Source organism: uncultured Fibrobacter sp. (assembly GCF_937877005.1).
GTDB lineage: Bacteria > Fibrobacterota > Fibrobacteria > Fibrobacterales > Fibrobacteraceae > Fibrobacter.
In genome coordinates, this window is record NZ_CALEFV010000023.1 from 1 (window position 1) to 14,947 (window position 14,947).

The following is a 14,947-nucleotide window of genomic DNA, read 5'->3' on the forward strand; positions in this document are numbered from 1 at the left end:
ATTGGGACTATAGCATTGACTTGCGATGCGGGCGTTCCAATCGTGGAAGGGCCTTGCACTAGGCTGATTTTCGATGAGGCCCGTCCAAGGATTTTCGCGGGGCGGCTGGTAAAAGTGACCGTGAATCGTAAAATAGAGGGGGTGCTTCTTTTCCATAGCTGTAAAGATAAAAAAATAGTAGATGATAGACCGAAGGACTCGCTTGCGCGAGTCCATGTTAAGATCTTTTTGTCAGTTTCACTTACTTCACGCGAATTTTCTGAGAGTAGCTGGTTCCGTTGATTTTTGCGCGAACAATGTAGTTCCCGCTCGCGATGCCGTCAAGACTAAATTGCAGAGAACCTGCGGACATGTTGCCCTTGGCAAGGCTTGCCACCTGGTGGCCTAACATATCAAAGAGGGCTATGCTTGCAGGTGCCGAATTAGCAAGGAAAATGACGATGTTGTTGTCTTGCTGATGAATTGTAAATTTCCTTGTGATTTTGTTTAAGTTAGGAACAGTGCCGGTACTGACCTTGTCCCAGCCGGGCATGTCGTCGAGCGCAATGATGCGTTCATCGTCGAGGTTCCTTTTCCACATGTCGGTAGGAGTCTTTTCCAGGAAGTTTCCGCTCCATGTCTGACTCCAGGTCATCCAATAGCTCCAATAGGCCTTGTCTTCGGCAATGCTGTCGATGTCGGGAATGGCGCCGTTTTCGCTCAGGGCAATCATCTTGTTTGTGCCCACGTCGCTCACGATCTTGTTGAAGTAGTTGGCGGCAGAATTGTGATCAATCAGCGGGTCATAGATATCGACTGCGACAATGTCCACGTAATCGTCGCCCGGGTACCATGCCGCATTCAGGGCAGAATAGTCGTAGCCCAAAGCGGGGTCGGTATTGATGTTCCAGACCCAGATCAGATTGGTGAGCTTATTTGTCTTGACCATGCGATCGAATACCAGGCGGTAAAGCTGCACATAGCATTCGGCGCTACCCACGCCCCACCAGAACCAGCCACCGCTGGCCTCGTGCAGGGGGCGCCACACGACGGCAATACCCTTTTCTTCGAGCTTTTTGAAGTAGCCCGAAACAATGTCCACGTCGGCGACGATATCCTTGTAGACCTGCGAAGTCGCGTCAATCTCCTTGCAGGAGGAATCCTTGAAGGCCTTCGTGTAGTTGAAGCAGGTGTTGTTGTCGGCCGTCTTCGTGACGCCTTCGGTGCAACCCGCATTCCTGTAGCCTTCTTGCTGCGTGTAGAAAATCGTGTCTTCACCGACTTTCCAGTGCCATGTGAAGGTCGGGATTCCACCCATTTCCCACAGCTGCTCGGTCATCACCAGGTTGTTTTCGGTGTAGCCCTTGAACCAGCCTTCTTCGTGGTGGCCGCCTGCGGCAAACAGCATGTCGAAGCCGCCAATAGCGGGGTAGTGTCCGCTGCGCTTGTAGAACTCGGCGATGTCGGTCTGGCCCTTCCATGAAACTTCTTCGTCACTGAACTTGCAGGAATCCGCGGGCGTGCAGCCGCCAGGCGGAATGAGTCGCATGTTGCCATAGTCGTAGTTGAAATTCTGGTCGCTGATCATCATGCCGCTGATGGTCTTTTTGCCGAAGTTATCGCGGAGGACATTATAAATTTTCTGCGCGCTTGCGCTGGCATTCGGCGTGACAGGGACAGGCCCAATGTTGAACACCGGATCGGGGTGGCGTTCGACGGTAATGTAATCCACGCCGAGAGCCTGGTTACCTACAGTAATCTTGTTTTCGCCGACACGCATTTTGGCAGATGCCGAAACCACGTAGCTCGAATCGCAATTGCGCGGGGTGGTAAGCATGGAACCCACATCGACACCGTTGACCGCTATTTTAGAGGTAGTCCAGTCATACTGCTTGATGAACACCTTGGTGGTAATATCGTAGACGGCGGTTTCTTCGACCTTGACCGTGAACGTGATGCCGCTCGGGTCTACTGTTTCTGCGTACTTTCCGCCCGAAAATTCGGCACCTTCGGCAACGCTTGCGCCCGGCAAATTTTCGGCTTCGTAGATTGTGGGGTCGGCAAAAGCCGAAGCGGCCATAGAAAATGCGGCAATGGCCGCGAATGTCTTATATCCCATACAACACTCCTGAATTTACGCCTTAAATATACCTTCGAAACCACCGAAAAATCACTTTGAAAGCAAAAAAGCGGAAAAGGCGTTGTCTTTACCGCAATAAAAAAGTCCCCACGGGCGTAAACCCGCAGGGACCTTGGAGTCATGAAGAGAAATGCGCTTGTTAGTTTCCGTTTCCGACAACTTCTGCCGTAATAAAGCTACCTTCTTCCACCTTGATCTTCTGAGCGGTATTGAAATCGTTAATAACGATCGTTCCATCAACGGTCACGTCGTCGTAGTAGACGGTTCCGTTAAAGCCTGCCGCAAAGATCTCGAGATAGACCTTCGAAATATTGCTCATGAACGATGTGTAGTCTTCCCCTTCCAGCACGACCTGGTCCTTGGCAGTCGTGGTAAGGTCGATTTCGCAGAGCGTTTCTTCACCGGCATTCACCCAGCAACCTTCAGGCTGAGCCCAGGCCCAGTCCGGAGCGCCCGTAAGGAAGGCGACCGTGAACCAGATGCCGGACATCTGGTTGGTGTTGTACACCTTCATGGTAAGCTTCGTTGCGGCAGAAAGATCGGGAATATTCGCATCGAGAATCACGACATTGCCCTTGGCGGTATCTTCTTCACCTGCGGCGGTGAGCTTCGCCTTGAGCCAGCCGTTCGTGGCAAGGTCGTCGGGGAATATTTCTTCGATGACGCGAGCGGAATCGATAGAACCCAGGGCGTAGCCGACTTCACAAGCGGCAACCGGTGTCGTCGAAACGGAGTAGTTCGCCCAGCCCGGCATGCTTTCGAGACTAATGGTGCAGGGGCTTTCCATGTTCGCCTTCCAAACGCCAGCGACCGTGTGGTCCAGGTACTTGCCGTCCCATGTCTGGTACCACGGCATCCACCAGGCCCACTTCGTGTTGCCTGCAGCCATCGTAGACATATCGGGGATCGGGCCGTTTTCAGAAACGGCGAACATCTTGCCGGTTCCGTAGTTGGTCTTGAGTTCAGAATAGGCCCTGGTGTACTTGGTGGTATAATCCCAAGCTTCGTAAATGTCGAGGCTAATCACGTCATACTTGTTTGCACCCGGATTCCAGTCCGTATCCTTGGTGTATTCGGGGTTCCACACCCACACGAGGTTCTTGACACCCTTGACGCCAACCATTTCGTCGTAGACCAAGTTGTAAAGGGCCTGGAACGCAGCACCGCCCTTGGTGCCCCACCAGAACCACTTGCCGCTCGCTTCGTGCAACGGACGGAAGATAGCGGCAACACCTGCATCCTGCAGGGTAAGGAACATATCCGCAATTTCGTCGATGTCGCTCACGAGTTGCTTATAAGTTTCGGATTCGACATTCCAAGCGCAATTGGCTGTACAGGCAGGGTCAACGAATCCCTGGGTGTAATCGAACTCGGTATATTCGCTGGCATTGCCGGACTTGGTGTAGAAGGCATCTATCTGGTCGCTCGGGTCCTTCCAGTGCCAGGTGAAGGCCGGAATACCGCCCTGGTTCCACAGATCCGTTGCGGCATCGAGCGCCATCTGGGTGTAGCTTTGGTACCAGGCGTCGCCCGCATTTTTGCCCGTTGCAAAAAGGAAGTCGAAACCTACTAGAGCAGGGTACTTGCCGGTATGTTCGTAGAAGGCGGCCACATCAGGAAGTTCCTTAAGGGAGGCAGAGCTCACATCGCCTGTCATGACGCCCGAAACGGTCTTTACACCGTAGTTCACGGCAAGGAAGTTGTAAAGTTTCTGGGCACCTTCAGTTGCCCCTTCAGTCACGGGCAGGTAGCTGAACGAACCCGGAACAGCAGGCGGGTTGTCGATCGGAGTGTTGACATTAGTCGAATCGGTCGTTTTCGTAGAGTCATTCACCGTGGCCGGATTCCCGTTTACAGAAGTCGAATCACCAGGCACTACCTGAGGATCATCAGTCGGAGCGGTCGGATCGCCGCTGCTCGAATCGTCAGAGCAGGCGATGAAAGTGGTCGCAAGGGCAGCAAGGCCCAAGGTAAAGACAGATTTTCTAATGCTCATCTTAAGACTCCTTTTATATCGACTAGGAAAATATATTCTTGAAAGGCGTTTTCAAAGCACAATTTCAACACCGTTGAACAATTCGTTGGGATTTTCTCAACGAAGAAAGTCACCTAGAATGGTGATTTTTGAAAGAAGAATGTTACAAAATGGGACGAATATGGGGATTTTATAGCTCAATTCCCTGTTTTTCATGGAAATGGAACCCGAAAGTGAATGTTCTTTCTTCGCCGGGGGGAATCACGATGAGCCCACGGTGGTGATTCAGGGCATCGGGTTCGGATGTCATGGGTTCGATGGCGATGCTCATGCGGTCGGGTGGAGTGTAAATCTGGATGGCGTTGTACTGCTCGATGCCGGCCTTCTGCCAAATGTCGAGCGAATAGCGGTTACTTTCCAAAAGGACATGCGCATTGTTGATGAAGTAGGAATCGGCGGAGGGAAAGCTCGTCATTTCCTTTTCTAAGCAGAAACAGTCATTGATGAACTCGTCATTAATCTTTCTTGCGCAGGTGAAGCGTTGGTCTTCCTTAAATTTTCCTGTCGGGAGGTCGTTGCTGTCTAGAAGGGCGAGTGTACTCTGGGGTAGTTTCAGCGTCAGGTTGTCAATCTTTTCGCCTAGCATGAAATAGGGGTGCCAGCCTTCGGAATAGGGTAGGTCGGATTTGCCGATGTTCTTGACGATCGAAGTGATGGTGACGCTTTCACCGGTAAAGTTTATCGTGTTGATAGCTCGGAATGGGAAGGGGAAACCTGCGAAGGCGCCCGGCCAGTCGCAGCAAAAGGTGGCTGTACAGCTGTCGTTATCGCTCTCGAAACTTTCGAAAGCCCATTCTTTGTCCTGTAAAAAGCCATGTAGAGCGTGCGGTGCCCAGCTGACATTGTTTACGAGTTTGTATGTGTTTTCACGCCACTGGAACTGCGCAAAGGCGGTGCGGCCCGGAAATGGGGCGAGTCTACAACCAGCATTCGTGTCCGGATAGATCTTGCGGAGAGTCGGTTCGTCCCGATAACCGTACAGTAGATCGAGCATGGTGGAATTGCGGGAGTCCCGGAAGTTTTCGACGGGAACGCGCCAGGCGTTCAGCCCGCCACCAAAACCACTTAAAAATTCAAATTCGGCACCATCATCGCGTTGCAGGACATAGCAGGCGATAGTGCCCAGGGGACGAGAAATAAGTTTGAACTGACTCATAGACATTTTAAATCTATATAAAAATCAGAACTGTTAGTTTTGTTGCCACATATAAATAAGTTTTTTATATTTTTACTTTATGGAACAGGTTCATTTGGGAGATTCCCCTCGCAGTGCCGATACGATTGTGGCACCGATGACTCCGGCCGGAGTCAGTGCTGTCGCCGCGCTGCGAGTGAGCGGTTGCCGCGTCCGCGACGTGGCTCGGCGCCTGTTTGGCGAAAAGGTCGCAAGTTCGCTGAAACCCCGCCAGGCATCGCTCAGTACTGCTCGTGATCCGCAGACCGGCAAGGTCCTCGATAGCTTGTTGTTCCTTTATTTTGAATCTCCGAATTCCTATACCGGTGAAGATGTGCTGGAGCTTTTTCCGCATGGCAATCCGCTCATTGTGCGAGATCTGTTGCAGGCAATCCGTTCTATTGAAGGGGTTCGCCTGGCTGATCCCGGTGAATATACCCGCCGCGCCTTCCTGAATGGCAAGATGGATCTCTCCCAGGCGGAGTCGGTCGCCGATGTTATCCATAGCGCAAATCGGGCTGAACTTGAAAATGCTCACCGACTTCTTTCCGGTGCCCTTTCGAGAAAGGTCGATGCCCTGACGGCTCAGGTCAAGGATATTTCGGCGCGGCTTGAACTGGATGTAGATTTTACTGAAGAAGAAGCCGACCCGGACTATAGCGGCTGGCAGGAAAAATTCGTAAAGATCCGGGAATCCATCGAATCGATTCTATCGAGTTTCCGAGGCAAGGCATCGCTTCGCAAAATTCCGCTTGCCGTTCTCTATGGTGCGCCTAATGCGGGTAAGTCAAGTCTCGTAAATGCTCTTCTCGGAGAAGATCGCCTTCTGGTAAGCAATGTTCCGGGGACAACGAGAGACTTTGTTGAAGTTCGGCTGTTCCTGGATGGCGGCGAGATTCGATTGATTGATACGGCGGGAATTGCGGACCGGGCTACCGACGAACTTGATGCTCTCAGCCAGAAAAAGAGTCGCGGAGTTCTCGAAGAAGCCGACATGAAGATTTTAGTCGTCGATGGAAATTGCCCAACGGCAGGGCAGAATCCAGTCGATCCCGATTTTACGGTCATATCCAAGAGCGATCTGCTGGACCCATCGGTTCGGAAACATCGCAACAATACGATCTACCTATCTTCCAAGACGGGCGAAGGGCTCGCCGACTTGCGTTTTGCCCTGAATGCGAACCTTTTTAGGAAGAATGAAAATCCCGAGGATCTCTGGATTACGAGCGAACGCGAAAAGTCTTGCCTCGAAGAGGCCTTGGCGGGGATTGATCGTGTGTTGAAGCTACTTGCTGAAAATCCGGCGGTGGAACTGCTTGCGTTTGAAATGCAGCTCGTGCGCCGCGCGCTTCAGAGCATTACGGGCGAAATTTCGTCCGAAGATGTGTTACAATCTATTTTTGCGGGGTTCTGCATTGGAAAATAGTTATATAGGCGCCTTGCTTGCCATTTTCATGTTCGGGACCTATATGGTGCCTCTCAAGAAGTGGCCGAAATATACTAACTGGGCTTATCTTTCGATGATGACATCAGGAATCCTCGTTTCGGCCCTTGTTGTCGCTTTTGCCACGGGGACCTTCAATGTTTCGCCGATTGGTCTGGTTTGTGGCTTTTGGTGGGTCATTGGCGGCGCGTTCTGTTTCTGGTCCGTGCAGGCCGAAGCCGATTTGGCTGGGGCTGGAGTGCGTTCCATGGGTGTAAGCATTCTATCGTCCTTTCTTTCGGGAGTGCTGTTATTTCACGAGGGCTCGAACTTCATATTGTCCATTCCCGCAATAGCCTGTTTTATGATTGGCCTGTCGCGCCTATCCCCGTCTCATGGTGGATCGGTTCTTAAGAACTGGCGATCGCTTCTAGGGGGGCTCGCCTTCGGTACATACCTCATTCCGTACAAGCTTGCAACTCTTTCGGGATACTCTTTGTCTGACCTCGAATTTATCTGCTCATTCTCGGAAGGTATTTTCATAGGAAGCCAGCTCCTTGTCATTGTACTTCAGATCCGTCGCAAAAAAATGTTCGAGTTCACTTGCATGCCTAGCCTAGCTAGCATCTTGATGGGTTTTTTGTGGATGGCCGGTACGCATGGATGCTTCTGGGCCATCGATGTCAATGGGGCGCTTGGCTACGCTGTGGGATATCCGCTCACGCAGCTCAACTTGCTCGTGAACCTTGGCTGGGGTGTGCTTGTCTTTGGCGAATACCGGAGTACCCGCGAACGAATCAAGCTCCTGTTTGCGACATTTATCATCCTTGCCGGTGCGGTGCTGCTGACTCTTTCTAGAAGCTAGTTTCGCGGAAAGTCGCTGCTTGCATTGTTGGCTGCCTCGGCTAAAAAATTTATATTGCGAGTATGATGGATTCATTGGACTTTATCGGCGATATCCATGGCCATGCCGACGAGCTGAAATTATTGCTCGGAAAGTTGGGCTATGTGGAATCGGCTGGAGCGTTTCGCTACCCCGGAGGAAGCCGCATGGCGGTTTTTCTGGGGGACTATGTGGATCGCGGTCCAAATGTGCGTGAAACTATCAGGCTTGTCCGAGCCATGCGCGAAGCGGGTTCTGCCATAGCTCTCTTAGGAAACCATGAATTCAATATGCTTTCCTTCTGGCAGCGTAATGGTGCTGGTGGTGGCCATTTCCTGAAAAAAATGAAGGATTCCTATCTTCGTGAACACTCGTTTAACAAGATTGCGATCCATTCGCGTACCGTGGCCGATTTTGTCGGCCGACGTCAGGAATTTGAAGACATGCTCGCCTTTGTGAAAACCCTTCCGTTCTATATCGAGACGGAATCGTTCCGGGCCCAGCATGCATGCTTTGACATCGACGCGGTTGAGATCCTGAGGCGCGAAGGAATTCGGTCGTTTGCCGACGGAAATTTTGACGAACTGATTGCGAGGGCGAACGATGAATTTAATGAATTTGATGATAGCCTCTTTAGACCGTTGAGTATTCTGTTGAAGGGGCCCGAGATGGATTTGCCCGAGGGATTGTATTTTAACGATGCCGAAGGGGTTCAGCGTAAACGCACCAGAATCACCTGGTGGATTGATCCAAGCCATGCGACATTCCAGGAACTCAGCTACCAGCCGGGGGCGTTGATGAATGTCCAGGCGGATGTCTTACCGGAAGTTCGCACACGGCGTTTTTATGGGGAAGAAAATCGGCCTGTATTTTTTGGACATTACTGGCTTACGGGACTTCCGAAACTAATTCGTAGCAATGTCTGCTGTCTTGACTTTAGTGTAGCGGGGTACCGCGGAAACGGTCGTCTCGTCGCGTATCGTTTTGATGGCGAACAGCACCTTGATGAAAGTAAGTTTGTATGGGTAGATGCATTGTCGCATTAAGATTTCTAGCCTCCATGAAGGTGACTGTTGCGCTTCTAGCCGCCTTTCTGGTGCTGATTTTTTGGGGAGTCCTTGCGCAGGCCAATGCTGAATCGGCAGGACTCCCCGCATCCGTAGCGATAGAGCGCTTTTTCGATAGTTACATAATCTTGATTCTGGGCTTTATTCCTCTTCCGGCGTTCAAGGGGCTCTCTGTTTTAGCGAGTTTCCACTTGATTTGCTCGATGGCGTGCCGGATTCCCCGCGGTGTAAAGAATGCGGGTCTTTGGGTGATGCATTTGGCTTTGCTCGTTCTACTTGTGGGCGGCGTACTTGGTTGTGAACTGAAGCGAGAATATTATGGCTATGTGGAATCGTCTCGGCAGGCTTCGGAGAATATGGCGGAAAATGTCCGCTACTTTGCCGCAGAGGATAGCCTAGGTAGGACTCCCGTGATAATTGAAAATTCCTGGCCGTATTATGTTCAGTACCGGGGATATGTCGAGTTGCCACAAGGAAGGTCCGTGGCAATGTATAGGGCCTTCTATGATCCGTTCCATTTTGTACCCTATGCATTCATGGTGCTGTTCCTATTGGGAGCCGTATACCATTATGTCGTGAAAATTCGTTGTAGGCGAACCATGAAAGTTCTGCCGCTCATTGCATTTTTCCTAGTTTCCATTCCTGTCAGTTCCCGGGCTTCGGAAAATCCAATTCCTGTGTGGGAGGGACTTGGCCCTGATACTCCTGTTCTAGTCGACAGCGTTGTCCGGCCTTTTGATTCCTTTGCGCGAGGTTTTCTTGATGATCTGTATGGTCGCGTGACATATGGTTGCCGGGAGGGGGAGCCGTGCCAAGGCAAGGTTTCTGCGGTTGAGGTGATTCGGATGATATCGCTTGAACCCGAAAAGGCCTGCAATCTTTCGCTATTCAAGATTTTCCGCAGCGATGTCGCGGAAGCGCTCCGTTTGCCTACGGAATCGCGTTACTTGAGTTATGCGCAGATAGTTTCATCGATAGATATCCTTCGGCTTTATGCAAGCCGAGAAGACGATCACCCGGCGACTTTGGAAATGAAAAGACTTTATTCGAATGTTCTGCGCTATGAATCTGTCAAGGATGGATTGGCCATTTCATTTGTTAAAAAGGATGAAATGGTGGTGAATTCTGGACGGCTTTCGATAGAAGTGCTTTACCACCGCGCAAATTTTGTCCTGTGGGCCTTTATCATGGCTTTTGTTGGGTGCCTATTGTCTGCGCTGAACATGATTTTCAAGTCGCATATGTTGGACAAGGTCGCTAATGCTTTCTGCATAATTGATTCGGCTGTTCTGGTCTTGATTTTTGCCGCGCGCGCTTACATTACAACCCGTCCACCCCTTTCGAGTCTGTATGAAATCGTGCTGCTGGTGGCGCTGTTGTTGGTCGCATTTGAATCGGGTGTATACGTCTTCTGCAAGAAAAGGACTTATACATTGATGATTCCCGTTGTCCTGATGGCAACAGTCCTTCTGTTCTTTGCAAAATTCGTGCTGGAACAGGGCGATTCCTTCCAGCCGATACCTGCGGTGTTGAATTCTTCGGTTTTTCTGACAATGCACGTGTTCACGATTGCGCTTGGTTATGCGGGAATGATTCTGTCGGGTATTGTCGCGCATCTAGCGCTAGCCCGTCGCGAATCGGCAAGCCTGCAGCCACTCCTGTTTGCAACACTCGTCTTTGGCGCCATTTTTACGATTGTCGGTACCCTTCTAGGAGGCGTCTGGGCAGATTTTGCCTGGGGACGATTCTGGGGTTTTGATCCCAAGGAATGCGGAGCGTTGTTCGTGATTCTCTGGGCAATGTTAGCGCTTCACCTGCGTGCTGGCCGCTTGGTGAAAGAACATGGGTTTGCGCTCATCAATAGCTTCAATGTCATTGTCACGTTTCTTTGTTGGTTCGGTGTGAACTTGCTTGGTGTAGGCTTGCACAGTTACGGATTTCAATCGGGATCTGCGGTATGGCTTGCGGCATTCACCTTACTTGATTTAATGGCGATAGCGATTCTTGCTTTCAGGTTGCGTTCTCGTTAATTTCTATCTTTTAGCCTATGCTACAGTGGGACACCTTGCTTTCTGCGACGCGTTATGGGCATCCGGCCGATCTGGACCCGAACCGTTCCGATTTTCATCGCGATTACGACCGTATCGTTTTCTCAACGGCTTTTAGGCGACTTGGTCGCAAAACCCAGGTACATCCTTTTTCGGTGAATGACCATGTGCATAGCCGTCTCACGCACAGTATCGAGGTGTCGAGTGTGGGCCGTAGTCTCGCCATTACGGTTTACCATCTGATTAAGAAATACCTCCCGAAGTATATCAACGAGTACCATTTCGGAACTATCGTGCAGTCCGCCTGCCTTGCGCACGATATCGGTAATCCGCCTTTTGGTCATGCTGGGGAGGCTGCTATTCGTGAATGGTTCCGCAAAAACCGCAATTCGGCACCGATGAGGGGCCTGAGCGATACCGAAGTTGCCGATTTTGAAAATTTTGACGGCAATGCGCAGGGACACCGCATTTTGAGTAAACTTGAATACCATTTTTTGGATGGCGGAATGCGTCTCACCTATGCGACGATCGGATCTATGATCAAGTATCCGCAGCTGGCAAAGTTTGGCCAGCCGACGAGTCTGTTCTCGACCGAGGCTGATCTATATCGCGTGACGGCCTATACGCTAGGCATCCCTGAAGTGGAAACGGGCAAGTGGGTGCGCCATCCGCTAGTGTACCTGATGGAAGCGGCTGACGATATCTGCTACAGCATTCTGGATGTCGAAGACGCTATTGAACTGGGTATCTTGAGTTACGGCGATGTTCGCGGCATGTTCAGCTATCTTTGCGGCCCCGAGGTCGATATCGATCGCGAGTTCCAGGAAAATGGTCAGAACTTTCGAGATTTCTTGAGCAGCGTCCGCGGCTTGGCCATTCAGAATTTGATTGATGATGTTGCCGTGACCTTCGTGAATAACTATGAGGCGATCATGTCCGGTGAAAGGGTTAAGCACTTGACAAATCTTTCACGATCTGACGTGATGGAAGGCATTCGCATCGCAAAGCGTCTGGGTGTTGAACGTATTTATCCTGACCGTCGCAAGACGGAACTCGAAGTCGGCAGCTACACGACCCTGGCTACGGTGCTTGACGCCTTTATCAATGGTGTTTACGATTTTCGCCTGAATGGCAATAATTCCTACCGTGCCGACCGCATCGTGCGTCTCATCGGTCAGGCAAAGATTGGTCAGAGCGTGACGATGGCCGAGGCTTATCATCAGGTGCTTGATTTTGTGAGCGGCATGACGGACAATTACGCTACCTATCTGGCGCGTCAGATTGGTGGACTCGCCATGGGAAACTAGGCTAGGATGGTTTGGCTTTTCGATTACGATCTGACTCTGTACGGTACCGAGGAACGGTATGTCATTAATTCGTTGGATCATCGTATTTCGCTGTTTGTGCAGAAAACCGTTGGGGGCGATTTCGAATCGGCGCACAAGATTCGCACCGACTACCTGGAGCGTTTCGGAACGACGCTTGCTGGGCTCATGACGATGAACGGGACGAAACCCGATGACTTTTTTGACTTTATCCATGAACCGGAATATTTGATTTATCCTAAGAAGGCCCCCGAAAAGTTGGCGTTGCTCAAAAGTCTCGAGGGACCACGTTTCGTTTTTACCAACGGTCGTCATGACTGGAGCGAGGCGGGCATGGTGCACATGGGAATAAGTTCCGCGATTGATGGCGTGTTCGATCTCAAACAACTTGGCTGGGTTGGAAAACCGCATGATAGTGCCTATGAAAAGATGGAACAGTGGCTTGCGGATAGACTGTCTGGCATGGGAATCCCATATCCAGATAATCCCCGCGAGATAATCCTGCTTGAGGACTCGCTCCGTAACCTGGAACCAGCGCATCGTCGTGGCTGGACGACCATTTTCGTGAATCCGACTGAAGAATGCCCCGATTGGGTGGATTATCATATAGCGCATCTGTTGGAATTGCCTCAAAAATGTAACTTAGCAAGGACCTTCTTATGAAAAAGAATATTCTACTGTTTGCCGTTTTGACTGTACTAGTCGTTTTGGCTGCGTGTGATTCATCGACTTCCAGCGATAGTGATGTCGCAGAAAGGAAATTATTCGTAGACACGATGTCAGAACTTCCTGGATGCACAGAAAGCAAAGAGGGCTTTGTGGTCTATGTTATAGAAGATGAAGATACGGTTGTCTGCGTTTCTGGAGTATGGCGCATTGTCGGTATGAATGCCGGTATTGAGTCTAGTAGCGGTATAGCTGGAAAATCAAGTAGTAGCTATAGTCCTGTAGAAATGTCAAGCACCATGCTTTCCAGTAGCTCGAGTGCTATGCCCCCTGTAAATTCTTCAAGCAGTCTTGTAAATGAATCGAGTAGCTCATCGAAAGTGTCTGTCACAAGGCTCACAATGACGGATTCTCGCGATAAGCGGGTCTACAGGTCCGTTGCCATTGGCGAGCAGGTTTGGATGGCTGAAAATATGAATTACGATGGCGCAGAAATAGACGGTGCATCATCGTATTTAGGTTGGTGCTATAAGAATGAAGAAACTTATTGTGATAAATATGGCAGACTCTACAATTGGAAAACAGCAAAGGATATCTGTCCAGAGGGCTGGCATCTTCCGAGTTTGGAAGAATGGAATGTCTTGGTCGCCACAGTGGGAGATTCGCTAACTGCGGGAGGATTGCTGAAATCGACTGATTCATGGATGGAATTGACGAGTGATGCCGTTAGTGTAAATGGGCTGGACTTGTATGGATTTGCTGCTTTGCCGGCAGGATTTAGAAAAGAAGATTACAGTGATGGCCGTTATTTTGATATCGAAAAGTTCGCAAATTTCTGGACATCTTCTGTAAATGGAGAATCCGATGCATATCATATAACGATGCGCTATGATAGCGAAAAAGTTTCGGTGATTGTAGATCCCATGGAATATGCTCTTTCTGTCCGTTGCCTGAAAAATTAAATTTTGTATTTTATCCTCGTATGAAAAAGATTTTTCTACTTGTCGTTTTTTGCTTAATGGCTCTTTCTTCGCTTGCGTTTGCGCTCCCTGCTCCGCAAGCCCGAAACGGCTTTAGCAACATGACCGTCGTGACGGAGTATTCTGAACTTTTAAAAGAAAAGAATGCCCGCAACGATTCGCTTTTGCCTGCTCTCGATGGCGACAAGGCCTTTGCAGAGGTGCTTCGCCTGAATCCTAATTTTTGGAGCCTGGGTGGCGCACTCGATAAGGAAGCGTCCCTCGTGACCAAGCTAAATGCAAAAGTCATATTTATCGATGGTATCCGCGAAGAACCATTCTGCGAAATCGATAAGAATGCTGGCAATACGGCTGGCGAGTGGAATGTGCGCATTGGCGTGGACTTTGTGTCAGGAGGTTCCAATACGGTGCATATCCATGTGCAGCAGTGCTTGGACTATGTTCGCGATGAACTGGGTTATGCTGTCAAGAAGGGCGACAAGGTTGTCTTTGTCCCGCCCAAAAAAGTGCTTGACAAGATTAAGGAAAGTGAAATTCCCGACGCTATTGACATTGATTTGCAGCAGACGCTCCTGAAGGCCCACGAAGATGTGAACCTAACGGGAAAATGCCCCAAGGATATTGAGGCGTATGTCATCTTGATGAATGTCTATGAACAGGTGAAGAACCAGAAGATGGACTATGTGGTCATCAACGATCAGCTAAACAAGCAACGCAACGGGGCTGGCCGCGTGCAGAGCTGCGCCTTTAGCCGCGAATGGAATAAGCGCTACCAGGAAAGCGCGAGCTTCGAATGTGACATCGATAATGACCGCTGCACCTACCGCCAGGAAAATGACGGCAATTCCGAATGGGCGATTAACTACGAGAATGACCGCTTCGAGTACATCAATAAAAAGTTCCTCTTCTTCAACCTGAATCCGAAAAGCATTCACAAGGGCGGCACCATGCTTGACCTTCGTCTGCTTCGTCTTTCGACGAACTTATATCTGGAAGCTTATCTGAACATGAAGGGAGAGCCCGTGACGCTTGGGCTCATCATCGTCCCCGGAGGGGACAAGACCATGGATGACTATGATGATGGCGAGGGTGAAGAAGAAAACGACGGCACCATGTTCGAATAGCTGTCGAAAATTATTTTAATATCTCGTCATCCCGGTTATAGTAAAAAAGCCATTATGTAAAGTGGCTTAGCGACTCCTGATTTACGGTATTCTGGGTGTTGAA

Annotated in this window: 11 protein-coding genes; 8 read left to right on the forward strand and 3 right to left on the reverse strand. The window is 50.2% G+C overall.

Annotation, left to right across the window (positions count from 1 at the left end; genetic code table 11):
* Positions 1 to 241: 241 nt before the first annotated feature.
* The 3 genes from Q0628_RS01205 to Q0628_RS01215 form a co-directional block, all read right to left on the reverse strand.
* The gene (locus Q0628_RS01205) at positions 242 to 2,098 is read right to left on the reverse strand and encodes a glycosyl hydrolase (RefSeq protein ID WP_298767757.1); all 1,857 of its coding nucleotides are present in this window, start codon (positions 2,096 to 2,098) and stop codon (positions 242 to 244) included.
* Between the two features lie 160 nt (positions 2,099 to 2,258).
* Complete coding sequence (locus Q0628_RS01210; protein ID WP_298767758.1) at positions 2,259 to 4,115, reverse strand: glycosyl hydrolase; 1,857 nt, start codon at positions 4,113 to 4,115, stop codon at positions 2,259 to 2,261.
* Positions 4,116 to 4,284: 169 nt separating this feature from the next.
* Positions 4,285 to 5,310, reverse strand: a complete 1,026-nt coding sequence (locus Q0628_RS01215; RefSeq protein WP_298767759.1) for an aldose 1-epimerase — start codon at positions 5,308 to 5,310, stop codon at positions 4,285 to 4,287.
* A gap of 79 nt (positions 5,311 to 5,389) precedes the next feature.
* On the opposite strand from Q0628_RS01215, the gene mnmE reads away from it, so the two are divergent.
* The 8 genes from mnmE (at position 5,390) to Q0628_RS01255 (ending at position 14,844) form a co-directional block, all read left to right on the forward strand.
* Complete coding sequence (mnmE, locus tag Q0628_RS01220; protein ID WP_298767760.1) at positions 5,390 to 6,754, forward strand: tRNA uridine-5-carboxymethylaminomethyl(34) synthesis GTPase MnmE; 1,365 nt, start codon at positions 5,390 to 5,392, stop codon at positions 6,752 to 6,754.
* Entirely contained in the window at positions 6,744 to 7,616 is an 873-nt protein-coding gene (locus Q0628_RS01225) for a GRP family sugar transporter (RefSeq protein ID WP_298767761.1), read from the forward strand. Before mnmE ends, Q0628_RS01225 begins: the two co-directional genes overlap by 11 nt.
* A 62-nt stretch (positions 7,617 to 7,678) precedes the next feature.
* Complete coding sequence (locus Q0628_RS01230) at positions 7,679 to 8,680, forward strand: metallophosphoesterase (RefSeq protein WP_298767762.1); 1,002 nt, start codon at positions 7,679 to 7,681, stop codon at positions 8,678 to 8,680.
* Positions 8,656 to 10,731 carry a cytochrome c biogenesis protein CcsA gene (gene ccsA / locus Q0628_RS01235; protein WP_298767764.1) on the forward strand — a complete coding sequence of 692 codons (2,076 nt, stop codon included), beginning with the start codon at positions 8,656 to 8,658 and terminating at the stop codon, positions 10,729 to 10,731. The genes Q0628_RS01230 and ccsA overlap by 25 nt, the downstream gene beginning before the upstream one ends.
* Positions 10,732 to 10,748: 17 nt before the next feature.
* A complete protein-coding gene (locus tag Q0628_RS01240) occupies positions 10,749 to 12,056 on the forward strand; it encodes a deoxyguanosinetriphosphate triphosphohydrolase (RefSeq protein ID WP_298767765.1) in 1,308 nt (435 codons plus the stop codon).
* Between the two features lie 6 nt (positions 12,057 to 12,062).
* Positions 12,063 to 12,737 (forward strand): pyrimidine 5'-nucleotidase, encoded by a 675-nt coding sequence (locus Q0628_RS01245; RefSeq protein ID WP_298767766.1) that lies wholly within the window; start codon positions 12,063 to 12,065, stop codon positions 12,735 to 12,737.
* Positions 12,734 to 13,702 carry a fibrobacter succinogenes major paralogous domain-containing protein gene (locus Q0628_RS01250; protein ID WP_298767767.1) on the forward strand — a complete coding sequence of 323 codons (969 nt, stop codon included), beginning with the start codon at positions 12,734 to 12,736 and terminating at the stop codon, positions 13,700 to 13,702. Before Q0628_RS01245 ends, Q0628_RS01250 begins: the two co-directional genes overlap by 4 nt.
* Positions 13,703 to 13,758: 56 nt before the next feature.
* Positions 13,759 to 14,844, forward strand: a complete 1,086-nt coding sequence (locus Q0628_RS01255; protein ID WP_298767768.1) for a hypothetical protein — start codon at positions 13,759 to 13,761, stop codon at positions 14,842 to 14,844.
* Positions 14,845 to 14,947 lie beyond the last annotated feature (103 nt).